This is a genomic window from Tractidigestivibacter sp. (genome assembly GCF_057241865.1).
The window spans coordinates 52,736-78,490 of sequence record NZ_DBHHPX010000005.1 but is presented as its reverse complement, the minus strand read 5'-3'; the positions used below and the strand labels follow the sequence as shown (position 1 = coordinate 78,490).

Here is a 25,755-nt window from a genome sequence, read left to right as displayed (position 1 = left end):
CTAGGAGAGCAGGAAGAAGACGAGGAAGGCGGCCGCAGACACCCACATGAGCGGCTTGACCTTCTTGGCACGTCCGGTGACCAGGGCGACGATGACATAGGCAATGAAACCCATGCCAATGCCGTTGGAAATCGAATACGTGAAGGGGATGCCGGCAATGACCAGGAATGCTGGGAAGCCCTCGAGAAGGTCGGTCCAATCGATGTCAACCACATCGGTCATCATGAGGAAGCCAACGATGACAAGGGCACCGCAGGTGGCAGCACTGCTTACGATGGAGATGACAGGCGCGAAGAACGCAGCGACGATAAATAGGAGGCCCGTGAAGACCGAAGTAAGGCCCGTGCGCCCGCCATCGGCGGCACCGGAGGCAGATTCGACGAACGTCGTGATCGAGGAGGCGCCAATGAGGCCGCCGACCGCCGCCGCCGCAGAGTCGGCAATCAGAATCTCGCGGATATTCTCAACGGTTCCGTCCTCGTTGAGGAACTCGCCCTGCTTGGCAACGGCCATTGCCGTTCCCATGGTATCGAAGAAGTCAGACATCATGAGGGAGAACGCGAAGACGAGGAGGATGGGCGTGGTGAGCACCTTGACCACAGCAACGGTACCGGTAGCGTCCGTCATGAACGGCGCGCCAAAAGACGAGAAGTCGAGGGTGGAGACGATACCAGCGGGCATCTGGGTCACACCCAGGGGAATGCCGCAAAGCACCGCGATGATGATGCCGATGAGGATTGAACCCTTCACGTTCATCGAATAGAGGGCGACCGTAGCAGCGATCGAAATGAGGCCGACGATAAACATTGGGCTCGTAACGTCACCAAAGGCGACCATGGTGGACTCGTTGGCTACGATGATGCCGCCATCGGCAAGGCCAATCATCGCAATGAAGAGGCCAAGGCCGACGGAGATGGCATGGCGGAGCGAAACTGGGATGGCATCCATGATGGCCTCACGGAGCCCACAGAGAACGAGCAGGAGGATTGCGCAGCCTTCGACGAAAATGACCGCCATTGACGCCTGCCAGTCGGCTCCGTTGATGGCTGCCAGGGTGAAGGCAACCACCGCGTTGATACCCATGCCAGATGCACAGGCAAGGGGCCTATTTGAGAAAAGCCCCATGAAGATGGTCATGATGCCAGCACCGATGCACGTCGAGGTGACGGCAGCGTTCATGGGAACGCCGGCCGCCGCAAGCAGAGAGGGGTTGACGGCGATGATGTACGCCATAGCCAGAAACGTCGTGAGGCCAGCGCGAAGCTCCTGACCGGTGGATGTTCCCCGCTCCCCCATCTTGAAGAACTTCTCCATGTTTCCCATCCTTTCGGTTTCCTGTAAGTTCCGAGCCTATACATACAGCTGCTGCCATGGGACAACAGCAGGACGCGCTGTGGAAAGGAATGCACGAGCCTATGTACCGCTCGAGCCAAAGCCACCGGCACCGCGGTCGGTTTCGTCAAGCTCGCCGACCTCCTCAAGCGTGACCACGGGGACCTGCTGTATAACGAGCTGGGCAATCCTCTCGCCGCGCTCGATATGGATGCTCTTTGATGGGTCGAGGTTGATGGCGCACACCTTGAGCTCGCCACGGTAGTGAGCGTCAATAAGCCCTGGGGTGTTGGCCATGGACAGGCCCTCGCGCAGGGCAAGGCCGCTGCGAGGCTGCACGAAGCCGGCATAGCCCTCTGGAATGGCAATGGCAAGCCCCGTCCCCACGAGCCTCCGCTCAAAGGGGGCTAGGGTCACGTCCTCGTTCGACCTAAGGTCAAGACCAGCATCGCCCTCGTAGGCGTAGCTTGGTAGGTCGACCGATGAATCAAGGCGCTTGATGGGAAGCGTCAGTCTCTTGTCCGTCATTTGTTGAGACTCCTCAACTCCTCGCTAAACTCGTCCACATCCTTGAAGTCCCGATACACAGAGGCAAATCGGATATAGGCAACCTTATCCACATCCACGAGACGCTTGAGAACCATGCTCCCGAGGTCGTGTGACGAAATCTCGTTGACACCCTCATCACGCAACTCTGACTCGATGTCGTCGATGAGGCCGTCGAGCAGCCCAACGGGCACGCTGCGCTTTACCGTGGCAGTCAGGAGACCGCGCATGAGCTTTTGGCGGTCAAAAGTCTCCTTTCGGCCGTCTTTCTTCATCACGAGGAGCGGCATGTCCTCACGACGTTCATAGGTCGTGAAGCGGTAGCCGCATTTGACGCACTCGCGACGACGACGAATGGCATCATTGCTCTCAGATGGCCTGGAGTCGACAACCTTGGACTCCTCACAGCCGCATTTTGGACAGCGCATCAAACCTCCTAATGGACTTCCACTAGGAACTTAACACATAGCGTCCAAATATCCATCACAAAGATGGCTTCGAAACCAAACTGGAAAGGAAGGAAACGCTGGAGAAGCCAAACCCAAACATCCGCTAATGCCCGAACGTCCGATGCTTACGTTAGTTTGAAGCAGGAACAACGACAGATTGCCCCGGCTGCAAGGTCGGGCTTTCGAGGGAGTTCTTCTCGGTAATCCATTGGACAAGCTCTGCCGTACTGTACCCATCGACGGGGTGCCGGAAGGCGAGACCCCACACGGAGTCACCAGCCTCAACAACTACCTCCTCACCAGGGAGAGACGCCAGGGCGGCCTCCTTGCGAGAAGAGACGGCAGCATTGCTCACCAGAAGCGCGGCAACGAGCCCGACCGAAACCAGAAACGTGCAAACTATGGCAGTGAGGACATTCCCGCGGGCCATGTCCCGACGTGACCTGTCTTCATGTTGGCGCTCCACCACAAGGCTTGCCAGTCCCACCCTCAAGAAGCGTAAGCGTTGGATACGAAGGAACAAGGGCGGAGGAGCCCTCGGTACCGTACACGCGGTTGGTGCTTGCCATGATGTAATCCCCTCTCGAGTGCTTGCCGGGAACGTTTATAGCGAACGCACGGGACACAAATTAGAGCCTTGCGTTTAAGGCCGAACATCTGTACTCTAGTATCAACGTACATTTGTTCGTGTCAAGTCAATTTAGAACATTTGTTTGCAATACATCGCAATCCCAGGTATGATTAGCCCAGACGAGAGGAGACGCCATGTCAAAGGGAAAGCTCAGCAAGCGCCAGAGGGCCATCTATGACTTCATCTGCACCTACACAGACGAGCACGGCTATCCCCCCTCGGTGAGGGAGATTGGAGCCGCGGTAGGCCTGGCCTCCCCCTCGACAGTCCACATGCACCTCAAGGTACTCGAGGAGATGGGGCTCATCAGTAGGGACCCCAAGAAGCCCCGTACTATTGAGGTTGTTCCTGACAAGCAGGTGTCGGAGGACGGGAGCACTCAGGCTAAGCTCGCTACGGTACAGGAAGATGTCGGCAAGAACGTTATCTCACTTCCGCTTGTCGGGCGGGTCGCTGCAGGCATGCCCATTCTCGCCGAGCAGAATGTCGAGGAGACCCTCACGCTGCCCACAAGCATCGTGGGAGATTCCAGTTCCTTCATCCTTCGAGTTCGCGGCGAGTCCATGGTCAATGCGGGGATTTTTGATGGCGACTACATCGTTGTGAAAGAGCAGCATGACGCACACGACGGGGAGATAGTCGTTGCGCTTATCGATGACTCTGCAACAGTCAAGACGTTCTATCGCGAGAAGGACCGCATCCGACTCCAGCCCGAGAACGACCACATGAGTCCCATATATGCAGATAATCCTGTCATCCTTGGACGCGTGACGGCTCTTATCCGCTCAGTCTCCTAGCGATGGCTGGGCCGGACTTGAAAAGCCCTGGCGTCGGTGACGGCGTCAGTAGCAAGGCAGACCGTCACAAGCGGATTGGAGTGTTCGATGCGATCCGGGGATTCTCGGTCATATCGATGGTGCTCTTTCACCTCTGCTATGACTTGCGCTTTCTTGCCGGGGCAGACCTCTCTTGGTTTGCCCCTCCCCTACAGGATATCTGGCGCGCCAGCATCTCGTGGACGTTTCTGTTCGTCGCCGGCTGCATGTGCCCCCTATCAAGGAGCAACCTCAGGCGCGGGCTCGCCTACGGTACGGTGGCGCTTGCAGTCTATGTGGTGACGATAATTGCAGCAGTTGATGTGCCTATTTCCTTTGGCATCATCTACTGCATGTCCGTCTGCACGTTGGTGGCGTGGCTGCTGGGAAAACTCCATTGCCTTCCGCAGGGTCCGATTGCGGCAGCGGTCCTGTTTATCCTCTTCGTTCTGCTTCTTGGCTTCTCCTCGGGAACCATTGGGATCGGCCCACTCTCGCTCGCGCTGCCACATGCACTTTATGAGGCGCCTGGGCTTGCGTGGCTGGGCATTCCCGGTCCGGGCTTCTCCTCGGGTGACTATTACCCCCTCGTGCCCTTTGTGTTCATGTACCTTGCCGGAGCGTCAATGGGCGCATGGTTCGAGGAGCGAGGCTACCCCAGGTGGGCATGCCGCGCACACGTTCCCGTATTGAACTTGGCGGGACGTCATGCTCTCCTCGTCTATGTAGTTCATCAGCCTGTGTTGCTGCTGCTCACTGGTGTTGTGTAGGAGTAGGCAGCTCTTCCAACTCGAGAGCGTCATCGGAGACGGTATAAGGCGCGAGGGTGGCGCGCATCCTCTCGGAGGCGCGTATCGTAGCGAGAAGGCCGTTCTCGGTGTAGACCTCCCTGATGACCTGGCAACGCTCGTGCACCATCTTCATGAGGATGCCTTTCTCGAAGGGCACGAGGACGGTGACGGTGGCGTCACCGCGCGATGCCTCGCGCGCGATCCGATAGAGCAAGCCAGAAAGACCCGTACCCTCGCGCGCGGAGATGGTAACGGCGTCAGGATAGCGGGACTGCAGCTCGGCAAGATCCTCGGATGAGAGAAGGTCGCACTTGTTGAGGACGAGGACAGAAGGTATCTGGCTTGCCCCGATCTCGTCCAGAACCGACCGAACTGCGCATAGGTGCCGCTCTGCGCCTGGGTCAGACGCATCGGCCACAAGCAGGACAAGATTGGCAGCCCGGACTTCTGCCAACGTCGACTTAAACGCCTCAACAAGTGTGGTGGGGAGCTTCTGGATGAACCCAACGGTATCGGTGACGGTGATCTTGCGCCCCTCCTCAAGTTCAACCGAGCGCGTCGTGGGGTCGAGCGTGGCAAAGAGCTCGTCGCGCACGTACACGTCAGCGCCCGTGAGGACATTGAGCAAGGTGGACTTGCCGGCATTGGTGTAGCCGGCCAGGGCCACGCGATAGACACCGGAGTCCCACCGCGTCTTCGACTGCACCTCACGCCTTGTCTCAAGCCGTGCAAGCTCGTCGCGAAGCGTCGAGATGCGCTTGCGCACGAGGCGCCGGTCTACCTCGAGCTGGCTTTCGCCCTGTCCAAAACGAGAGCCGATGCCGCCGCGCGTCTGCTCCCCCACAAGGTGACCCCACATGCCACGGAGCCGTGGGAGCACATACTGGAGTTGGGCAAGCTGTACCTGTAGGCGCCCCTCACGTGTGGTTGCATGCACACCAAAGATGTCGAGAATGAGCGCGGTGCGGTCGATGATCTTGACCGGCTCGCCCACAATCTTCTCGAGGTTAGACTGCTGCGAAGGCGTGAGTTCGTCATCAAATATCACGATGTCGGCGTCGAGGTTGCGCACATGGGAGACGAGCTCTTCCGCCTTGCCTTTGCCGATGAAGGTGCGCGACACGGGGGCATCAAGGCGTTGGGTGAGCGTGAAGACCACATCTGCGCCGTCGGTTTCGGCAAGCCGCGCCAGCTCGGCCATGGATTCGTCAAGCGTCCAGTCGGCATTCCTGCCCAAGTCGACACCCACGAGGATGGCCCTCTCGCGCGCTGGCGCAGTCGGTCTGGGCTCAAAGCGCGACACGGCTACTCCCCTCCCGCAGGCTCGACGCCACTGGGAACGTCTTCCCACGCGCATCCCGCACGATCAGCTCGCAGGCTTCTCCAACGCCCAGCTTATCGACATCGATCCATTGTGCACGGCCATCTCTTCTCAGCCACGAGAGCTGACGCTTGGCATAGTGTCGCGTACGGCGCTTGACCTCGTCTCTGGCCTCGTCGAGCGTGCACTCGCCTGCAAGCGCAGCCAAGACTTCCTTGTAGCCAATCGCCTGTCCGGCCGTAGTCGAACGGTCAAGCCCGCATGCAACAAGACCCTGCACCTCTTCGACGAGGCCCTCTCCGAACATCCTGTCTACGCGCTCGTTTATGCGCTGGTAAAGGCGTTCTCGTGGCACGGAGAGGGCCCAGATGCGCGCATCATCATAGTGAGGCTCACGATGCCTGAGGCTGGCGTTTTCTTGAGAGTAGCTCACACCCTCGTCCAGCATCTCAAGCGCACGCACGCAGCGTCGAACGTTATTGGGATGAATGAGGGCGGCGCTCTTGGGATCGCGTTCGCGCAGAAGGTCATGAAGCGCCTGGCCGCCCTGCTCCGCAGCGATACGCTCATATCCTTGACGACGCCGGTCACCCTTGATGCCCTTGGGAAAGTCCATCTCGTCGATGACCGCGTCGAGGTAAAGTCCCGTGCCGCCGCAAAGGACGGGAACCAGGCCGCGCCGCAGCAGCCCATCCACACAGACGCGGGCGTCATCCTGAAATCTCTGAACCGAGTAGTCCTCACCCACGGTGGCCACATCGACCATGAGGAGCGGGACGCGTCTCTCGGCTACTGGCGTCTTTGCCGTACCGATATCCATCCCACGATAGATCTGCATGGCATCTACCGAGACAACGGGTGACCCCAATCGCTCTGCGACAAGCTCCGCGAGCGTGCTCTTGCCCGAGGCGGTAGGCCCTGCGATGCACACGACCCGTCCGCCTGTGGGGCAATCGCTCACAAGAGCTCACCCTCAACGGAGCCGCGCAGATACCAGGTCCGGGCCTCCTCGACGCGCACACGGGCAACCTTTCCCACTGCGTCCTGCGCACTTGTGCCATCGGGCAGCCGGAAGTGGACCGTACGGTTCTTCTCGCTGTGCCCCACCATCACGGTGTCGTCCCGCTTGGACGGCCCCTCGACTAATACGCCGACGAGCCGTCCCAGGTCCTCCTGGTTGGCATCATGGGCCTGCTGGGCGACCTGTTCGGCAAGACGGTCGAAGCGACCCTGAATCACCTCATGCGGAGTGTCATCGACCATCTTTGCTGCCGGCGTGCCCGGGCGAGGTGAATAGATGAAGGTGAAGGCGGATGAGAACCCGGCCTCACGGACAAGCGAGAGCGTGTCGTGGAAGTCCTCCTCGGTCTCGCCAGGGAAACCGACGATGATGTCGGTAGACAGGGCGATGTCGGGGATGGCCGCACGCAGCCTCGACACGAGTGCCAGGTACTCCTCGCGCGTGTAGCTGCGATTCATTGCCTTGAGGACGCGTGTGGAACCAGACTGGACCGCAAGATGGAGGTGCGGCATCACTGCGGGGACCTCTGCCATGGCTGCAATGGTCTCATCGGAGAGGTCCTTTGGGTTGCTCGACGTAAAGCGAATGCGCTCTACGCCCGTCTCGCCCACCGCACGCAGAAGCTCTGCAAAGCGAGGCTCATCGTAGACGTTCCTGCCATAAGAGTTGACATTCTGCCCGAGCAGGCATATCTCCCGTACGCCATCGGCAACGAGCAGCTTGCATTCTGCCACCACGCTCTCGATGGTCCGGCTGCGCTCGCGTCCGCGGACATAGGGAACGATGCAGTAGGTGCAGAAGTTGTTGCAGCCGCTCATGATGGGCACCCACGCGTGATGACGCTCGGCTCGATGGCTTGGGAGGTCGGTTGAGAAGCCCGTTCCCGGCTCACCGGTGTCGACCTCAATGGCTCCAGCCTGGTCACCAAAGGCCTCAGAGAGGAGCCTCGGCAGGCTGGCAAGAGCACTTGTGCCAAAGACCACGTCGACATTGGGGATGTGAGCGCGCAGGCGCTCACCGTCTCGCTGGGCAATGCAGCCGCCAACGGCGACAATGCGCCTGCCAGAAGGCGGCGTAGGGGCTGACACCATCGAAGAGGCCTGTCCGTAAAGGCGCTGGTCAGCGTTCTCTCGGACGCAGCAGGTCATGTATACAACGATGTCTGCGTCATCGGGGCTTTCGACCTCAATGCAGCCACACGAATCGAGAAGGCCGGAGACCCTCTCGGAATCGTGCATGTTCATCTGACAGCCGAAGGTTTTGATGCTGTAGGTCTTGCCGACAAGCACCTGAGTATCGGGTGATGCCATCTACGCAACCACTCCCCCGTCGTCCACTGCGTTCGCCGAAACGCTATGCGGGGTGAGCCTATGGACATAGACGGCAAATCGGATGGCAGTGCGCTTCTCGCCAGCTATGTCGATATCGGAGAAGGTGGGGGCACAGGAGATGTCGACACCCGTGGGAATGAGAAAGCCGCGCGCGATGGCAAGGGCCTTCACGGCCTGGTTGACCGCACCGGCTCCGACACACTGCATGTTGACGGGAACGCCGTCTTTGACCATGCCGGCAATGGCCCCGGCAACCGATGCCGGGGACGACTTGCTCGAGACCTTCAGGAAATCCATGCTGCTAATACTCCAATAGTGCGGTGGTTGTCAGGGTGGTGCGTTTGTCTTTCTTGCTGTAGCCATGCATAGGAACGATTGTAATGTCCCGGATGTGCATTGCAATCGCAGGGTGCAGCAAACCGAGCAACAGATGCCAAATCCCTAGTCCGCGTCCTCAAGGTCGAAGGTTACGACGATGCGACCCTTCCCAACCCTCACCTTTGGATCATGCACGAGCGAGACGTAATAGCGATCCTCGATGAACGAGAAGTCCTTGGCGAGCACGCGCGAGAACTCCTCGGCGTCGGGCTTGGAGAGCTTGAGTCCGCGTCGGTCACGGTAGAGATCGACGGGTTTGGGGCCCGCCGGGGCATCGGACTTACGGAGCATGCGGGAGGCGACGCTTCTCAGGGGGCGGATCTGGCCTGACACCACGCGGTGCGCCGTCCGTTCGCTCATCTCGAGACCCAGGCCCTTGCAGATCGAAAGGAGTTCGCGAGCATCGGCGGCGGCGCGAAGACGCTCGAGCACCGGTAACGCAGAGAGGTCATCCATAAAGAGGAGCTCTGACGAGTCTACCGAGGGCGGGATGCGGGCGCGTGCGGTTGCGGCGATCTCTGCGGGAGAGCCAACGTAGACCTCGCAGGCCCCATACTCCTCGAGCGCAAACTCGCAGCAGGTGCGAACGATGTTGTGCGGCCCTCGCGTACACGTACGCCTGCCGTCCTCGTCCTCCCCCAAGACAGGCCAGGTAGACTGGTCTGTTCTCTCGGCAAGCCTTGTAGCATTTGTCACCACCGAGATGGACGTCCCTTTGCCAGGGGCAGAGGAGGCGACACGCGCCGACTCGGCATTCTCGCGCACGGAGTATAGGGCCATGCCTCGCCCATGGACACCCCAGCGGTCAACGTGGATGCTTTCGAGCTTGGAGGTCACGCGCGCCTCGAAGATGCGCTCCTGCATGTCCTGCGGGATGCCCGACCCATCGTCAAGGATGGTGGTGGTGCGAAGGTCACCCTCATGCGAGGTGGCAAGGTAGATGCGCTTTGCGCCGGCATCGCGCGAGTTGCGAAGAAGCTCGATGACCATGTCCTCGACGCAGCGGATGTCATGCTTTGCCTGGCGGCGCTCCGCCTCCGCAACGCGGAGGCGGACATAGCCCTCGCCGAGGTTCTCCTCGACACGAAGTGACCGTTCACCACCCATGCGCGCGACGAAATCGGCCAGCCCCGCCGCATCAGAGCCCCGCTCCTCTGCCACCATGCCATCTCCCGCTTACTTGGCGACGCCGACGGCGCGGGACTCGCGGATGACCACAACGCGAACCTGACCGGGGTACTCCATCTCGTCCTCGATCTGCTTGGCAATGTCATGGGCGAGGACGGTTGCCTGCGCGTCAGAGATCTTCTCGGGCTCGACCATGACATGAAGCTCTCGACCTGCCTGCATGGCATAGGTACGCTCGACGCCCTCATGCGCGTTAGAGATCTCCTCGAGCTTCTCGAGACGCTTGATGTAGGTCTCGGCAGACTCGCGGCGAGCACCGGGGCGCGCGGCAGAGATGGCATCTCCCGCCTGGACGAGAACGTCGAGGACGGTGTCGGGGTCGACGTCTGCGTGGTGGGCCTCAATGGCGTGCACGATCTCAGGGCGCTCGCCATAGCGACGGGCGAGGTCGGCACCAATGACGGCGTGAGGGCCTTCGACCTCGTGGTCGATTGCCTTGCCGATGTCGTGGAGAAGGCCGGCACGCTTGGCGGACGCAGGGTCCATGCCAAGTTCGGAGGCCATGATCCCGCAGAGCGCAGAGACCTGGATGGAGTGAGAGAGGACGTTCTGCCCGAAGGAGGTGCGATACTTGAGAGCACCCAGGGTCTTCACGATCTCCGGGTGGAGGTCGTGGATGCCGGCGTCGAAGGCGGCCTGCTCGCCGGCCTCGCGGACGCGCTCGTTGACGAGGTCTTCCGCCTTCTTGTAGAGCTCCTCGATGCGAGCGGGGTGAATGCGCCCGTCGGCGATGAGGTTCTCGAGTGCCACGCGGGCAGTCTCGCGGCGGACAGGGTCAAAGCTCGAGAGCACAACGGTCTCGGGGGTGTCATCGATAACGAGGGAGACGCCGGAGACCTGCTCGAAGGTGCGTATGTTACGGCCCTCGCGGCCGATGATGCGGCCTTTGAGGTCGTCGGAGGGGATGTGAACCGTGGTGACGGTTATCTCGCCAGCCTGATCGGCTGCGCAGCGCTGGATGGCCGTGGAGATGATTTCGCGGGCGGTCTTGTCGGCCTTGGCACGTACGTTTTGCTCGGCTTCGCGGAGAACCTGCGCCTCGTCGCGAACGCTCTCGGCACGCACGCGAGCGATGAGCTCGTCGTGGGCGCCCTCCCTCGAAAGACCGGCAATGCGCTCGAGCTCGGTGGTCTGCTTGCCCTCAAGGGCATCGAGGTCGTTCTTGCGGCGGTCGAGCTGGCTCTGCATGCCAGAGAGCTGGCGCTCGCGCTTGTCCAGGGCGTCATTGCGGCGGTCAAGGGACTCCTCGCGCTGCATGATGCGACCCTCCATGGACTGCAGCTCGCCCTTGCGCTTCTTCTCCTCAGCCTCAGAGTTCTGCTTGAGCTGGAGAATCTCCTCCTTAGCCTCGAGCACGGCCTCCTTCTTGGCGGTATCCGCCTGGCGACGCGCCTCGGATGTAATGCGCTCGGCCTCCCCGTGCGCCTGCTCGATCTGGTCATTGGCCGTCCTGAGCTTGGAGTTGCTCTTTCCGGCAAGGAAGAAGTACGCCAAGCCCGCACCGACTACCAGACAGATAACTCCTATGACAAATTCCATGGCAGCTCCTCAGATGACGAATTCACATGATTGTTCAGGAGACCCCAACGCAAAGCGCAGGGAACCCGCCATCGGGGTATCCGGCCGCAGATGCCATAGGCATGACGTTCCATGATGCTGACGCGGTGAAACTAAAAAGCAATGCACAGCTGGTTAACCAGCGGAAGATACGCTCTCAGGCCTCTTAATCTTATGTTCGCATTTGGTACCTGTCAAATTGTCAGGGTACCGCCCGCACCCAAAGAAGGCCCGCTTCACGGAAATATCCGAGATGCCCCGCAACGGCTGCATCCAAGCGTTTGGGCCCGCTCCAAGCGACGGGCCAAGGGGCTCATCACTCGTCGGACTCCCCCCTCTCGTCAAGGACGCGTCTGGCCATGCGCGTAGCAAGCCCCAGGGGAAACCCGCGCGTCACGAGGAAACGCACCGTCTTTTCGTAGTCGTTCTTTCCCGTGAGGCGTCGACGTGAAGCAAGCGCGTAGGCTGACTCTTCCTCGGACTCCTGGGTAAGGTAGAACTCAGGCCACCCGGGCACATCAGCCATGTCGATGCCACGACGCGAGAGGTCACGCTCGATGCGGACTCTCCCCCAGCCCTGGGAGAGCTTCGAGCGGATAAAGGCGTCGGCGAAGCGTGCGTTATCGACAAGTCCGCACTCGACAGACCTTCGACACGTGTATTCAACTGTCTGGGTTGTGTAGCCGTCTCTGAGCAGCCGTGCAGAGAGCTCTCCCTCGGAGTAATCCCTTCGGTCGAGGAGGGATGCCGTCCGCTCCATGGCGCACGCACGAGAGACCTCACCCATCGCATGCAAGAGTTCTGTCCTTGAGGAAGGCAGAAGCTCACGGCACCTCGCCTTGGAATCGAGTGCACGAGCGACGGCAACGGGCACGCTGATGCGCTCTTCTCCGTGTTGCGGGGTTCTTACCACAACCTCGCCGCGAGAAACCGCCTGCCCTAAGCCGCGAGATCCACGCTGGGGCAGACAGACCCCCCAATCGAGAGGCGTCTTGGGCCATTCGCCCTTTGCAGCTCGCATCACCGTTGGGAATCCTCAACGGAGTCGGCATTTTCGATAGGCTCGCCCACGCGCTCATCACCCAAGGCAAGACCACAGGCAACGCGTACCTTGTGGTCAATCTCGTCCATGAGGTCTGGGTTAGAGGCAAGGAATGCCTTAGCAGCCTCGCGACCCTGTCCAAGACGCTCGCCCTCGTACGTGAACCAAGAACCAGACTTGTCCACGATGTTGTACTCGACAGCCATGTCGAGGATCGAGCCTTCCTTGGAGATGCCCGTGCCATACATGATGTCGAACTCCGCCTGCTTGAAGGGCGGGGCGACCTTGTTCTTGACGACCTTGACCCTCACACGGTTGCCCACAACCTCCCCGTTGACTTTGATGCCGTCAACGCGCCTGATGTCCATGCGTACGGACGAGAAGAACTTGAGTGCCCGGCCGCCAGGCGTGGTCTCGGGGTTGCCGAACATGATGCCAATCTTCTCGCGAAGCTGGTTGATGAAGATGCAGGTGGTATTCGACTTCGAGAGGGAGCCCGCAAGCTTACGAAGCGCCTGGCTCATAAGGCGAGCCTGGAGACCAACTGTGGTGTCTCCTATCTCGCCCTCGATCTCGGCACGAGGGACCAGTGCCGCCACGGAGTCAATGACCACCACGTCAATGGCACCAGAGCGAACCAGCATGTCGCAGATCTCCAACGCCTGCTCGCCCGTATCCGGCTGCGAGATGAGAACCTCGTCGATGTCCACGCCGATACGCGCGGCGTACCCGGGGTCGAGCGCGTGCTCTGCGTCGATGAACGCAACGACCCCACCCATCGCCTGGGCCTCGGCAAGGATCTCAAGCGAGAGCGTGGTCTTGCCGGAGGACTCGGGACCGTAGATCTCGACGATGCGACCGCGTGGCACGCCACCTATACCCAATGCGGCATCAAGCGCCAGAGACCCCGTTGGGACAGCCTCGACCTCGAGGCTGGCACTATCGTCGCCGTAACGCATAATGGCACCCTTGCCGAACTTCTTCTCTATCTCCTGGGTAGTAACCTCGAGCGCCTTGTCGCGCTCCTCCGTAGTCCCAGGGTGGTTAACCTCTTTGGCGGTACCCTTGCTCTTGGCCATGCTTGCTCCTCATCTGTTGGCTGTCATCGATACTATACGAACATCCGTTCGTAGTCAACATCGCTAAGGATAGCTTATCGGGGAGTGCTATCAGGTTTCTGACGCAGCACGGACCGCTCGCTTGCACGCAGCCGTCACCAATCTGACAGACAGGGCTATCTACCTGCAAAAACCATACTGCTCAAAGGAGGGACTCGCATGCAAAAACCTGTAGCGAGAAGAAAAAACTAATCCTTCTCGGCAGTCGTCCTCACGCCCCATAAGAGAAGATCGAGCGCGCGCCTCACCGCATATGCGCGCACCTGAGCACGGTCGCCCTCGAAGAGGTTGGGAAACGTGCGCGTGGTGACCGGCGTGGCAAGCCCCATCCAAACGGTGCCCACAGGCTTTCCCGGCTCTTCTCCACCAGGCCCCGCAATGCCAGTTACAGAGACGGCAACGTCGCAGGCGAGCAAGCGACGCGCGCCCTCGGCCATGGCGGCAGCACATTCGCTTGAGACGGCACCCACCCCCGGAGCATCAAGGATGCCGTTGGGGACACCGAGCACCTCATGCTTGACGGGAATGGCGTAGCTTACGATCCCACCGCGAATGGCCTGGGAGGAGCCGGGAATTGACGTAATTGCAGAGGCAACGAGGCCGCCCGTGCATGACTCCGCCGTGCCCACCGTGACGCCGAGCGAGCGGCACGCGGCGACCAGCGCCTCACACGCATCAAGCGTCTCGCCATCGAAGGTCACCGAGGGTACCAAGGCTATCGCTTCCCCACCACGTACGACCATGCCTTCACGAAGTAGTCGATGCCGGACCAGGCGGTGAGAATCACCGCGGCAAGCATGAGCCCCTGTCCCAGGAGCCATAGCGCATCTGAGGCTCCACCAGCCGGAAGCGCCATAACGAGAAGGAGCGCCGAAATTGCCACCATCGTGACCGCCGTCTTGCCCTTGCCCAAAGGAGAGGCCGCAATAACGGTTCCGGCCGAGGCCACAACCATACGCAGACCAGACACAAGAAACTCGCGCGCGACAATCACAAGCAGCACCCACGAGGAGACCTCGCCACGCTCGAGAAGGAAGCACAGGGCGACAACCACGACGAGCTTATCGGCAATGGGATCGAGAAACTTGCCAAAGGTCGTAACCTCGTCCCTGCTTCGTGCGAGATATCCATCGAGCTTATCGGTAAGCGAGAGCGCCACGAAGAAGACAAAGACGCCAATTGACCATGCGGAACCCGCGCCAGCCACAGAAGACAGCTCCGCAACGAGCAGCCACAGGGGGACGGCCACAACGCGTACGCAGGTGACGACGTTGGCGGGCGTCCAGAGGCTGGACTTACCGCCACCGTTCTCGGCAGGGGCAGGCGTGCCCATCACGCACCCTCCCCATCGTCGACGACCTCGCCCACGAGGTCGTAGGTGAAGGAGTCGACAAGGTCGCAGGTCACAACGTCCCCCACGGCGTGCCCGCCGCTCTCGATGTGCACGACGCCATCGGAATCGGGGGCCTGGAACCATGCATGGCCGACGAGCTCCGGACCATCGCCCCCCTCCTCGACGCCGTCGATGATGACGCGGACGCGCTCGCCAACGTGCCTCTCGGCAGCGGCAAAGCCAAGCTGCTCAGTGAGGTCGATGAGCTGCTGCGTGCGCTCGAGCTTAGCCTCCTCAGGCACCTGGTCGGGCATCGCGGCGGCATGCGTTCCGTCCTCAGGCGAGTAGGTGAAGACGGAACAGTAGTCGAACTCCTCGCCCTGCAGGAAGTCGAGCAGCTCCTGAGCCTCCTCGTCCGTCTCACCAGGAAAGCCCGCCATGGCTGTGGTGCGCAGCACCATGCCGGGAATCTCTTGGCGAAGGTGCGCGAAGAGCCTCGAGAACTCCTCGGCAGAGCCAGTCCTGCCCATGCGCTTGAGCACAGGCGCCGAGCAGTGCTGGATGGGAATATCGATGTAGGGCAGCACCTCGTCGACGTCGCGAATGGTCGAGACGAGCTCCTCGGTCATCCCTTCGGGCTGAAGGTACAGCACGCGGACCCAACCACCAAAGGGACGAACGACCTCAGCAACCTGGCGCAAAAGCGAGGCAAGCGTGCGGGGCTCCTCGAAATCCGAGCCCCAGATACCTGTGTCCTGGCCGATGAGGGCGACCTCGCGCACGCCACCCTCCATGAGCGAGCGGACCTCGTCGCATATCTCCGCGGCGTCACGCGAGTGGTAGCGGCCGCGGATGTAGGGAATGGCGCAGAATGCGCAGAACCTGTCGCAGCCCTCGGAGATCTTCACGTAGGCGCTTGCCCCGTCAACGGTGCGCAGCACTCCCTGGGGGACACCCCGCGTAACGTCGCGCTCAAGGCCCAAGACGCCATCGACTACCCCAACGATTCCGTCTTCGTCGTCTGCGTCCACAAAGGCCGAGACCTCCGGAAGCTCCTCTGCGAGAGATGCGCCGTAACGAGAGGGGACGCATCCGCACATCACAATGGGAAGGGCGCAGCCCTCCCCCTGCTGCGCAAGCTCGAGCGTGGTGTCGAGGGACTCCTGTGTGGCGCTGACGAGAAAGGAACATGTGTTGATCAGCGCAAGATCCGCCTTGTCGGGGTCATCCGTCTCGTCGTAGCCGGAACCCAGAAGCAAGGCGCGCATGCGGTCGGTGTCGACTTCATTTTTTGCGCATCCACGGGTAATGAAGAGAATGCTTGGCATGTAATGGCCTTATCGGTAGTTGACGAACTGGAGGGGCTGGCCGTAATCGTTGCCGCGGAGAAGGGCTATGACCTGTTGCAGGGCATCCTTCGAAGCCGAGCTCACACGGAGCTTGTCACCCTCGATGATGGCCTTGACCTTGAACTTCGAGTCTCGAATGTCCTTGGAGATCCTCTTGGCCACCTCGGCGTCAATGCCCTGGACGAGGTGTCCCTGCTGGCGAACGCTCATGCCGGAAGCCGCCTGCGGCTTATCCCAGCGCAGGGCAGTAAGGTCCACGCCGCGCTTCACGAGCTTGGAGCCGAGAATGTCACGCACCTGCCCCGCAACAAAGTCCGACGGGGCCTCCACCGTGAACGCGCCCTCACCCTTGGCAAGCGCAAGCGAGGCACCCGTACCCTTGAGGTCGTAGCGCTGAGAGATCTCGCGGGTCGCCTGCTGATAGGCGTTGTCGACCTCCTGCATATCGACGACGGAGACGACGTCGAAGCTCGAATCCTTAGCCATGCTCATCCTTTCTTTGGCTGTGCGGCGGCAGTTGCTCCCCGTGGTGGGGACTATCTGTCTACGCTTGGGGCCCTTACGAGCCCTTTCTAGTTGCCCTTCGTCATATTCGTTGACCCAGAGGTCTTGTTGGACGTCGTTGCGGTGGTGGAACTCTGCGAGCCGGCGGTGCTCGAAGTGCCTGAGGTTCCAGAGGTGCTCGTCAAGTCATCCGAACTCGTTGAAGTCTCCGAGGCGGAATCCTCCGACGTTGCGGCAGGTGTCCCCTGGATAGTAAGCGAGCCTATGCCGGACGCCTTGGACTCGAAGCTCTTTTGCGTGCCGTTCTCGGTAACGGTGACCGCACCCGGGTTGCCGGCACGGATGGTAATCGATTCGGTGACGGTGTAGCTCTGCTCCCAGGGGCCCGTAACCGTGCTCGCAACCTCACTCGTACCGTCGTTCGTGATCTCGAGCCATGAGGTCTCGCCGCTGGCGACGGAGACGTTGACCACGGTCTGTTGGGGGGCAGCTGTTGTGGATGAGCTGTCCTGGGTATTCGTGCCGTCCGTCGTCGTGGTGGTCGTCGTGGTCGTGGTTGTTGGCGTGGAAGGGGATCCCGTCGACGTGGTGTCCGAAGAGTCCGTCGAGGTGGTGCTCACGGGAACGGTTGTCTTTGTCTCCTGCGACGTTGACCTGCTGTTCACGCACGAGCGAACCGAGAGGACCAAGATGACGGTAAGCACAAGCGCAAGCGCCACGATGACCAGAAGGATCGTGCGGCGGTTGTCCTGTGGCACGCGACCGCGGGAGCGCCCCGAGAGGCGGCCTCGCTGGCTGTCAGAGCGCCGGCGCACGTTAGGCCGGTCGACGCTGGCGATGTTTCTCGACGAGCGCCTGCCCGAGATGGTGGACGCACGGTCGTAGGGCCTTGCGCCATCGTCGTATCGAAGGTCGTCGGTGTACTCGCCTGCCCGCACGCTTCTCGTGCTCACGTCATCGCGCTCGTAGAGACGCTGGGCGTGTGACGAGTCACGCCGATAGACACGCGCGGTCTCGCGGCGCTCCTCAACGCCATTTTGTCCCTCGCGGAGAAGGCGGTTTGCGGGGTCGTCCACGCGATGTCGCTGCTGCTGGACGTACCTGCTTCGCTGGCGAGTGGTGTAACGGTCTGGCTCACGGCTGCGGCTCTCGTTGCGAACGCGATCTGAGGTTGAGTTGTACGGCCTGCCGTAGACGTACTCGGCATGCGAGTACGAGGGCGACTGGCCTCTCGTACCCGCGGAATAGCTCGAGCCAGCAAGGGGAACCGATGACGGCGTGCGCGGTCGGGGTCCCGACGTGGTGGCAAAGGCGCCCATGTCACCGGCGGGGCCGCCCGACGTGGGCAGAAGGCCACGATACTGCACGTAGGCCTTGGGGCGAGACTCGGCCTCGTTAACCACGTCGTAGCCCTGAACAACACCTCGACCCGACTGCGTGTCACGCGTGCGGCGGCGAAGCTCATGCGAGGAGGTCCCGTGCACGTGCTCGTAGAGTTCCTCCTGGAAGAGGTCGACGACCTCCCGAGGGTTGAGCCCCAGGTAGCGGGCATACGACGAGAGCATGCCTTGGGCATAGCCACTCTGGGGGATATTCTCGAAATCCCCCTCCTCAAAAGCTATGAGGACCTGCTCCTTGAGCTTTAAGACCTGCGAGGCTTGGCCCACCGTAAGGCCGAGCTGGCGGCGGCGGCCAAGGAGCATCTCGCTAAAGCGCGGGCGCGACGGCATTGTGGGCTACACCTCCTCGAAATCCTGCTCGGCGGCCTTGAGGTCCTCAAGCCCCTCCTTGTCGAGAAGCACATCGCGGGGCTTGGACCCGTTCGCGGGCCCCACGATACCTTTGTTCTCGAGCATGTCCATGATTCTCCCCGCCCTAGCGTACCCCACCGAGAGCGCTCGCTGGAGGCTGGACGTAGAACCAAGCTGAGAGTTCACAACGATGTCGGCTGCCTCCCAGAGCAGCGGGTCATCCACGGGGGCGGATGGCTCGGATGGGCCGCCAGGCGTCATGGGCGAGACGGCCGTGAGGATGTCGTCGTGGTAGTCCGTATCGTGGTGCTCCTTGATGAAGGATACGACGCGCTCCACCTCCCCCTCGGAGACGAAGCAGCCCTGTGCGCGCCTGGGGCGCAGGCCACGGAGCTTATAGAGCATGTCACCATGCCCCAGGAGGCGCTCGGCGCCGGTCTGGTCGAGGATGATTCGCGAGTTCATGCCGTTGTCGACGGAGAGCGCCACGCGGTTGTCGATGTTTGCCTTGATGAGGCCGGTCACGACGTCGGCCGAGGGGCGCTGCGTGGCCACGATGAGGTGGATGCCGGCTGCACGGCCAAGCTGTGCGATGCGTACGATGGACGCCTCGACGTCCTTGCCAGCAACCATCATGAGGTCCGAGAGCTCGTCGATCACGATGACAAAGTACGGCATGTGCTTGGGCGGGTTCTCCATGTCGGCGTACTTGCCGCTGTTGATGGCATGGTTGTATGACTTGATGTCGCGGACCTTGTAGTGCTCGAAGACCTTGAGGCGGCGCTCCATCTCGGTCACACCCCATGAAAGCGCGCTTGCCGCCTTGTTGGGCTCGGTGACCACGGGTACGTAAAGGTGGGGCAGCCCCGCGTAGTAGGTAAACTCGACGCGCTTGGGGTCCACCATGATGAGGCGGACCTCCTCGGGCGTGGCCCGCATGAGGATGGTCATGACGATGCTGTTGAGCAGGACAGACTTGCCCGAACCCGTAGTGCCCGCAACGAGAAGGTGCGGAAGCCCCGCGATGTCCACCACGACGGTCTTGCCCTCGGAGTCACGGCCAAACGCAGCCTCGAGCGGGCCACCCTTGACGTAGGGAAGAACGTCTCCCAGATAGACTGGCTGCGTGGTCTTGTTGGGAATCTCGATGCCCACGAGAGAGGTGCCCGGGATGGGGGCAAAGATGCGCACCGAGCGCGAGGCGAGCGACAGCGCGATGTCATCCTGGAGGTTGGTTATCTTGCTAACGCGCTCGCCCTCGCCCATCTCGATCTTGAACGTGGTGACCGAGGGGCCGGCCACCCAGCCCACGACGCGCGAGGTGAGGCCAAACTCCTCAAGCGTTCCCTGGAGCTTGGCCGCGACCGCAGAGAGCTCCTCGTCCGACTCTGCGCTTACGCCGGAGTTGGGATTTACCTTGAGCATGTCAGGCGGTGGTAGCTCTCGTCCGTCATCGGTCGTTGCCGAGACAGAGGGCTGGCCAGCCCTTGACGCGGCGGACCGGGCAGGGAGAGAGGCGGGTGCGTCTGCCTTCTCCTTGGAGCCGCGAGACTTCTTGGCCCTTGCGGATGGGTCGAGAAGCGTGGTGGCTGCCGCATCGTCCAAAAGCGTTGTTGCACCTGCCTCTGATGCGTTTTCCTCAGCAGCGGCAACGGCGTCTGCCTTCTTGGGCCTGCCACGGCGCAGCACGCTCGTCTTGCGCGCGCCAATGAAGGACGTCTCACCCTCGCCCGTCTCGTCGAAGAGCGAGCCCTGGGTGTGTGCCACGGTAGCTGCGGGAGCGGGGGCGGATGGCGCAAGCTCGCGAGCCGCCGCAAGCTCGGCGTCGCGCTGCTCCCGCGCAAGCCGGCGGTTCTCGGATGCCTCTTGGGCACGCAGGTGAATCTTGGCAACAGCGCCAGAAACAGAGAAGCCACAGATGACGGCTCCAACGACGATGACGCCCACCAGGATGACGTTTCCCACAATCGCCCCAACAAAGCGAACGAGGACGTAGGAGAAAAAGCCGCCCACGTAACCGCCAGCAGATTCAACCGTGAGCGCCGAGAGCGCGATCGACGGGGTATCCGCGACGCCCGGGTGGTTGAGCGAGAGCAGTGCCAAGACGGAGAGCACGATGAGCACAAGACCGCCGGCCACGCGCCCGGAGATTGGCCCATCCTCATCCATGAAGAACGTGCACGCGAAGATGAAGAGGGCTATGGGGGCGAGAATCGCACCTGCACCAAAGAGCTGCGAGAGTGCGTGCCCTACCATGCTCGTCACGATGGCCGACGTCGGGACGACCAGCGAGACAAACATGGCAACGGCAATAACGGCCAAGACCACGCCGACTATGTCGTTTTGCGTGGACGAGAGGCCCTGTTGGTCCTTATCGGCGGCACCGCGACCACGACCCGCCTGGCGCGGGGCTGCACCCCGTGCCTTCGAGCCATTCCTTGCTGCCTTGCCTGCTGCGTTTGATCTGCGATTCGAGGGCATGTACCTTAGACCTCCATCACGACCGGTATCACCATCGGTCGCGTGTGCGTCTTGCTCCAGAGGAAGTTGGAGAGTGAGTTTCTCACACCCTTCCGGACGGTGTCAATGCTCGCCCCATTGCCCTTCTCGAGGCGCTCCACCTGGGAGCGGACAAGAGCGCGGGCATCGTCCATGAGGGCTTCATCCGAGGCAAACGAGACGCCACGACCGGAGAGATCAATGGTGTCGACAGAATGGTTTCTCGACCTGATGGCCACCACGCACGTGATGACGCCATCCTGCGCGAGGCGCTGGCGGTCGCGCAGGACCACCGGATTGGCGTCGGTGATGGAAAGCCCGTCAACGTAGACCACACCGGAGTCGACCGAGGGACCACGGCGCGCCTTGCCGTGGCGCACCTCGAGGGAGTCTCCATTGTCGAGAATGAATATGTTGCGCTCGGGGACACCCACCTGCTGGGCGATCTTTGCGTGGGCACGCAGGTGCTGGGCCTCGCCGTGGACCGGCATGAAGCAGCGCGGCTTGACCATGGCAAGCATGAGCTTGAGCTCCTCCTGGGAGCCGTGACCCGAGACGTGGACCAGCGCCTGGCTCTTGTCGTAGATGTCGCAGCCGAGCTTGGAGAGCGAGTTGACGATGGCCTGGACGCTCTTCTCGTTGCCCGGGATGGGGTTTGCCGAGATGATGACTGCGTCTCCCTCATGGATCGAGAGGCTCTTGTGCTCGCCGTTTGCCATGCGCGCAAGCGCCGAGAGGGGCTCGCCCTGACTGCCGGTGCAGAGGACAACGATCTTCTCGTCTGGAATCTTCTCGAGGTCGTAGGCGTCAATGATGTTCTCGTCGGCAATGCGCAGGTAGCCAAGCCCACGGGCCACCTTGGTGTTCGTGACCATCGAGCGACCCGTCACGACGACCTTTCGGCCAACGGCCACCGAGGCGTCACAGATCTGCTGCAGGCGGTGGATGTGGCTCGAGAACGAGGCCACAAAGACACGTCCGGGCGCATTCTTGATGATGTGGCGCAGCGCGGGGCCAACAGCTGCCTCGGAGGGCGTGAAGCCAGGACGCGTGGCGTTGGTGGAATCGGAGAGAAGGACGTCGACGCCCTCGGCCGCAAATCGGTTGATAGCCGCGTAGTTGGGGCGTACGCCGTCGATGGGCGTCTGGTCGAGCTTGAAGTCGCCAGTGTGCATGACGTTTCCGGCAGGCGTGTTCATGAAGACGCCAAACGCGGCGGGAATGGAGTGCGTCATCGCGAAAAACGTGATGTTGAAGGAGCCAAGCGTGATGGTTGAGCCGTCCTGCACCTCGCGGAACTTGGGGCTCTTGATGTTGTGCTCGGCGAGCTTGCCCTCGATGATGCCAAGGGTGAGCTTGCTGGAGTAGACAGGGACCTTGTGCGTGAGGTCCTGCAGGAGGTAGGGCAGGGCGCCCGTGTGGTCCTCGTGGCCGTGGGTGATGATAATGCCGCGCAGCTTGTCCTCATTCTCCAAGACATACGTGTAGTCAGGGAGGATGAGGTCGATGCCCGGCTGCTCGTCATCGGGAAACATGAGGCCGGCGTCAATCATGACCATGTCGTCTCCGTACTCGAACACGGTCATGTTCTTGCCAATCCCGTCAAGACCACCAAGCGGGATGATCTTGAGGGGGGTTTCTTTCTTTGGCATTGCTGGAGAAATCCTTTCGTCGAGGTCTATACGCACGGCTTTGCGCCGTTATCTAGTGAGCGGTCCTGGCAACCGAGTGCTGCCAGCCGCAATAGCTACGGTTTTGGTGTTCCGACGGTCGAGGGCCGACGCGCCGGGACAGCGGCTTCTCCATTGTAACCAAGCCAGGGGAAGCGTGCTGAGGCTCCATCATGATTGCGGAGAGGGACTGGAGGGCGACGCCAGGGCAGAATGATTGTGTGGAACTGACGATTGTACGGGCCGCACAATCGCAAGGACAAGAGTTGGCATGAGAAGCAACGGCACCCGCATCACATAAAGAAAAGGCCGACCGGGATGCCCAGTCGGCCTCGCAAGCCGTGCTGCCGAGAATTGCCGAGAGACGCTGCCAGGACCTACGCCTCGTGGTGACGGCGCGGCTGGCGCTTCTCGCCGAACTCGCCACCATTGTTGGGGCGACCAGAGCGCTCGCCGCGATCACCAGGGTGACGACGCGCGCGGGTGCGATGCTCGCTGGAACGCTCGCCGCCGTTGCTCTCGCCGTGTCCCGCGTGACCAGAGCCGGCAGGAGCCTCGGGCTTGTCGAGACGGTCGAGGGAAATCTTGCCCTTCTCGTCGACCTCAAGAACCGTGACCTTGACCTCGTCACCGATGTTGAGCACGTCCTCGACCTTGTCGACACGGCCCTTCGCGACGCGAGAGATGTGGAGCAGGCCGTCCTTGCCAGGCAAGAGCTCGACAAAGGCACCAAAGGGCTGGATGCCCACAACGCGACCGGTGTACTCCTCCCCCGCCTCGGGAACCTTGACGATGGCCTTGATGCGCTCTGCGGCAGCCTCGCCCGCGCCGTTGGTACCGGCGATGAAGACCGTGCCGTCCTCCTGGATGTCAACCGTGGCACCCGTGTCCTCCTGGATACCGCGGATGACCTTGCCGCCGGAGCCAATGACGTCGCGGATCTTGTCCGTGGGGATCTGGAGGCTGATGATCTGGGGCGCAGTGTCCTTGGCGTGCTCGCGCGGTGCAGGAATCTGCTCGAGCATCTTGTCGAGGATGAACATGCGGCCCTCGTGCGCCTGCATGAGCGCCTTGCGAAGAATCTCGGGCGTGAGGCCGGTGGCCTTGTTGTCCATCTGCATTGCCGTGATGCCCTTGGTGGTGCCCGTCACCTTGAAGTCCATGTCGCCGAGGAAGTCCTCGAGGCCCTGGATGTCGGTGAGGACAACGGTCTTGCCCTCCTCCTGGATAAGGCCCATGGCAACACCTGAGACCGGGCGCTTGATGGGCACGCCCGCATCCATGAGCGCAAGTGTGGAGCCGCAGGTGGAAGCCATCGAGCTGGAGCCGTTGGACTCCATGACCTCGGAGACCACGCGGATGGTATAGGGGAACTCCTCCTCGGTGGGAATCACCGGGAGCAGGGCGCGCTCGGCAAGCGCGCCGTGGCCAATCTCGCGGCGCTTGGGGCTGCCCATGCGACCGGTCTCGCCGGTGCAGAAGGGTGGGAAGTTGTAGTGGTGGATGTAGCGCTTGCCGTCGACGGGCTCGATGGTGTCAAGACGCTGCCATTCGTTGAGCATCCCCAGGGTGCAGATGGAGAGGACCTGGGTCTGGCCGCGCTGGAAGAGGCCAGAGCCGTGGACCAGCGGTAGATAGTCGGGCTTGACCATGATCGGACGAATCTCGGTGGGAGCACGGCCATCGACGCGCTCGCCAGTCTCCACGACCATCTTGCGCATGGCGTGCTTCTCGAGCCCCTTGAGCTCTACGGCAATAGAACGGCTCCACTGAGCCTGCTCGTCCTCGGTGAACTCGGCCTTGATGGAGCCCTTGAGTGCCTCGACCTTGCTCATGCGGGAGAGCTTGTCTGCATCCTTCAGGGCGGCGCTCATCTCGTCAAAGTGAGCAAAGATGCGGTCGTGGACCTCGGGGATGGGCTCGTCGAGCACGTACTCCTTCCTGACGATCGCACCGTTGGCCTCCTCCCACTTGGCGAAGAACTTCTTCTCCTCCTCGCAGAAGGCGGCGATGGCCTCCTGACCAAAGGCCATGGCAGCGAGCATGTCCTCCTCGCTGATCTCCTTGGCACCCGCCTCGAGCATCGAGATGAAGGTGGAAGAGCCGGCAAGCTCAAGGTCAAGATCGGAGGCATCCCGCTCCTCGTAGGTGGGGTTCACGAGAAACTCACCGGTCTCGGGGTTGCGACCAATGCGCACGCATGCGAGCGGCCCCTCGAAGGGCACGCCGCCGATCGTGAGGGCGGCGGAGGCGCCCATCACGCAGATGGTGTCGACGGAGTGGGTCTGATTGGCCACGAGCGGGGTGGCCACGACCTGGACCTCGTTGCGGAAGCCGTCGGGGAAGGACGGACGCAGCGGGCGGTCAATCATGCGGGCCGTGAGGGTGGCCTTCTCGGAGGGTCTTGCCTCACGCTTGAGGTAGCCCCCGGGAATGCGGCCCACGGCGTACATCTTCTCGATGAAGTCGACCGTCAGGGGGAAGAAGTCGTAGTCCTTGCGCTCCTTCGAGACGACGGCGGTGACGAGGACGGTGGAGTCCCCGCTCTTCACCAGACAGGCACCCGTGGCCTGCTTCGCGAGTTCGCCTGCCTCGAGAGCGTAGTGCTTTCCATAGAGGTCGAACTCGTGTGTAACCTTTGTCATACGTTTCCTCTTATCTCCGCCTGCCCCATTGCAGGCGGGCCGTCTAGCGAGCCTCCGCACCATGCGCGGAGAACAAAAACCGTGTGCGACGCATCGCACGCCCGCGGCACGCCCTCGCTTCTCTCGGGCGCACATACAAGGGGCGCCCGAAGGCGCCCCGTAAGACACTTACTGGATGTTATCGCGGATGCCGAGGCTCTTGATGAGGGAACGGTACTCCTCAATGTCCTGGGCCTTGATATAGGAGAGCAGGCGACGACGCTTGCCGACGAGCATGAGCAGGCCACGACGGGTATGGAAGTCCTTCTTGTGAGACTTCATGTGCTCGGTGAGGCCCTTGATGCGCTCGGTGAGCAGTGCAACCTGAACGGCTGCGGAACCGGAATCCTTCTCGTCCTTGCCATACTGCTTGACGAGCTCGGCCTTGCGCTCCTTGGTAACTGCCATGTGGAACCCCTTTCGCTCTGCGTATTCGCCCCGGACT

The 25,755-nt window shown here is 61.6% G+C and carries 23 protein-coding genes; 2 read left to right on the top strand and 21 right to left on the bottom strand.

From position 1 onward, the window contains the following. From ACO59D_RS02895 to ACO59D_RS02880, 4 genes are all read right to left on the bottom strand, one after another. Positions 1-1,314: an NCS2 family permease gene (locus ACO59D_RS02895; protein ID WP_485125708.1), complete on the bottom strand. Its 1,314-nt coding sequence runs from the start codon at positions 1,312-1,314 to the stop codon at positions 1-3. A 99-nt stretch (positions 1,315-1,413) separates the two neighbouring features. After that, positions 1,414-1,860 carry a dUTP diphosphatase gene (gene dut / locus ACO59D_RS02890; RefSeq protein WP_130812051.1) on the bottom strand — a complete coding sequence of 149 codons (447 nt, stop codon included), beginning with the start codon at positions 1,858-1,860 and terminating at the stop codon, positions 1,414-1,416. Then, the gene (gene nrdR / locus ACO59D_RS02885) at positions 1,857-2,306 is read right to left on the bottom strand and encodes a transcriptional regulator NrdR (RefSeq protein WP_485125682.1); all 450 of its coding nucleotides are present in this window, start codon (positions 2,304-2,306) and stop codon (positions 1,857-1,859) included. Before nrdR ends, dut begins: the two co-directional genes overlap by 4 nt. A 151-nt stretch (positions 2,307-2,457) precedes the next feature. Further along, positions 2,458-2,757 carry a LysM peptidoglycan-binding domain-containing protein gene (locus tag ACO59D_RS02880; RefSeq protein WP_485125681.1) on the bottom strand — a complete coding sequence of 100 codons (300 nt, stop codon included), beginning with the start codon at positions 2,755-2,757 and terminating at the stop codon, positions 2,458-2,460. Between the two features lie 335 nt (positions 2,758-3,092). Between ACO59D_RS02880 and lexA the strand changes: the two genes are divergently transcribed. Beyond that, complete coding sequence (lexA, locus tag ACO59D_RS02875) at positions 3,093-3,755, top strand: transcriptional repressor LexA (RefSeq protein WP_130812048.1); 663 nt, start codon at positions 3,093-3,095, stop codon at positions 3,753-3,755. Between the two features lie 2 nt (positions 3,756-3,757). Beyond that, entirely contained in the window at positions 3,758-4,543 is a 786-nt protein-coding gene (locus ACO59D_RS02870; protein ID WP_485125680.1) for a heparan-alpha-glucosaminide N-acetyltransferase, read from the top strand. On the opposite strand, the gene hflX is transcribed toward ACO59D_RS02870, so the two are convergent. The 17 genes from hflX to rpsO all read right to left on the bottom strand — a co-directional run bounded on the left by hflX (position 4,527) and on the right by rpsO (position 25,718). Beyond that, entirely contained in the window at positions 4,527-5,867 is a 1,341-nt protein-coding gene (gene hflX / locus ACO59D_RS02865; protein WP_485125679.1) for a GTPase HflX, read from the bottom strand. The genes ACO59D_RS02870 and hflX overlap by 17 nt on opposite strands. Then, entirely contained in the window at positions 5,854-6,816 is a 963-nt protein-coding gene (gene miaA / locus ACO59D_RS02860; protein WP_485125678.1) for a tRNA (adenosine(37)-N6)-dimethylallyltransferase MiaA, read from the bottom strand. The genes hflX and miaA overlap by 14 nt, the downstream gene beginning before the upstream one ends. Before the next feature lie 26 nt (positions 6,817-6,842). Then, the gene (gene miaB / locus ACO59D_RS02855) at positions 6,843-8,216 is read right to left on the bottom strand and encodes a tRNA (N6-isopentenyl adenosine(37)-C2)-methylthiotransferase MiaB (RefSeq protein ID WP_485125677.1); all 1,374 of its coding nucleotides are present in this window, start codon (positions 8,214-8,216) and stop codon (positions 6,843-6,845) included. Next, a complete protein-coding gene (locus ACO59D_RS02850) occupies positions 8,217-8,534 on the bottom strand; it encodes a stage V sporulation protein S (RefSeq protein WP_130812043.1) in 318 nt (105 codons plus the stop codon). It lies immediately after the preceding gene. A gap of 144 nt (positions 8,535-8,678) precedes the next feature. Continuing rightward, the gene (locus ACO59D_RS02845; RefSeq protein ID WP_485125676.1) at positions 8,679-9,779 is read right to left on the bottom strand and encodes an ATP-binding protein; all 1,101 of its coding nucleotides are present in this window, start codon (positions 9,777-9,779) and stop codon (positions 8,679-8,681) included. Positions 9,780-9,791: 12 nt separating this feature from the next. Continuing rightward, positions 9,792-11,342 (bottom strand): ribonuclease Y, encoded by a 1,551-nt coding sequence (gene rny / locus ACO59D_RS02840; RefSeq protein ID WP_485125675.1) that lies wholly within the window; start codon positions 11,340-11,342, stop codon positions 9,792-9,794. 334 nt (positions 11,343-11,676) lie between these two features. After that, positions 11,677-12,147 carry a regulatory protein RecX gene (locus ACO59D_RS02835; protein WP_485125674.1) on the bottom strand — a complete coding sequence of 157 codons (471 nt, stop codon included), beginning with the start codon at positions 12,145-12,147 and terminating at the stop codon, positions 11,677-11,679. 233 nt (positions 12,148-12,380) lie between these two features. Continuing rightward, positions 12,381-13,481, bottom strand: coding sequence for a recombinase RecA (gene recA / locus ACO59D_RS02830; protein WP_130812039.1), 1,101 nt, complete (start codon positions 13,479-13,481; stop codon positions 12,381-12,383). Positions 13,482-13,708: 227 nt separating this feature from the next. Then, entirely contained in the window at positions 13,709-14,263 is a 555-nt protein-coding gene (locus ACO59D_RS02825; RefSeq protein ID WP_485125673.1) for a CinA family protein, read from the bottom strand. Continuing rightward, a complete protein-coding gene (gene pgsA / locus ACO59D_RS02820) occupies positions 14,236-14,853 on the bottom strand; it encodes a CDP-diacylglycerol--glycerol-3-phosphate 3-phosphatidyltransferase (protein ID WP_130812037.1) in 618 nt (205 codons plus the stop codon). Before pgsA ends, ACO59D_RS02825 begins: the two co-directional genes overlap by 28 nt. Beyond that, positions 14,853-16,181: a 30S ribosomal protein S12 methylthiotransferase RimO gene (gene rimO / locus ACO59D_RS02815; protein ID WP_485125672.1), complete on the bottom strand. Its 1,329-nt coding sequence runs from the start codon at positions 16,179-16,181 to the stop codon at positions 14,853-14,855. Before rimO ends, pgsA begins: the two co-directional genes overlap by 1 nt. Before the next feature lie 9 nt (positions 16,182-16,190). Further along, positions 16,191-16,688 carry a YajQ family cyclic di-GMP-binding protein gene (locus ACO59D_RS02810; RefSeq protein WP_130812035.1) on the bottom strand — a complete coding sequence of 166 codons (498 nt, stop codon included), beginning with the start codon at positions 16,686-16,688 and terminating at the stop codon, positions 16,191-16,193. 86 nt (positions 16,689-16,774) lie between these two features. Then, positions 16,775-18,436: a RodZ domain-containing protein gene (locus ACO59D_RS02805; RefSeq protein ID WP_485125671.1), complete on the bottom strand. Its 1,662-nt coding sequence runs from the start codon at positions 18,434-18,436 to the stop codon at positions 16,775-16,777. A gap of 6 nt (positions 18,437-18,442) precedes the next feature. Then, positions 18,443-20,938 carry a DNA translocase FtsK gene (locus ACO59D_RS02800; RefSeq protein ID WP_485125670.1) on the bottom strand — a complete coding sequence of 832 codons (2,496 nt, stop codon included), beginning with the start codon at positions 20,936-20,938 and terminating at the stop codon, positions 18,443-18,445. A 5-nt stretch (positions 20,939-20,943) separates the two neighbouring features. After that, on the bottom strand, positions 20,944-22,608 hold the full coding sequence (locus tag ACO59D_RS02795; RefSeq protein WP_485125669.1) for a ribonuclease J: 1,665 nt from the start codon (positions 22,606-22,608) through the stop codon (positions 20,944-20,946). Between the two features lie 395 nt (positions 22,609-23,003). Continuing rightward, positions 23,004-25,271, bottom strand: a complete 2,268-nt coding sequence (locus tag ACO59D_RS02790; RefSeq protein WP_485125668.1) for a polyribonucleotide nucleotidyltransferase — start codon at positions 25,269-25,271, stop codon at positions 23,004-23,006. A gap of 168 nt (positions 25,272-25,439) precedes the next feature. Next, positions 25,440-25,718: a 30S ribosomal protein S15 gene (gene rpsO, locus ACO59D_RS02785; protein WP_130812030.1), complete on the bottom strand. Its 279-nt coding sequence runs from the start codon at positions 25,716-25,718 to the stop codon at positions 25,440-25,442. Between the last annotated feature and the right edge of the window lie 37 nt (positions 25,719-25,755).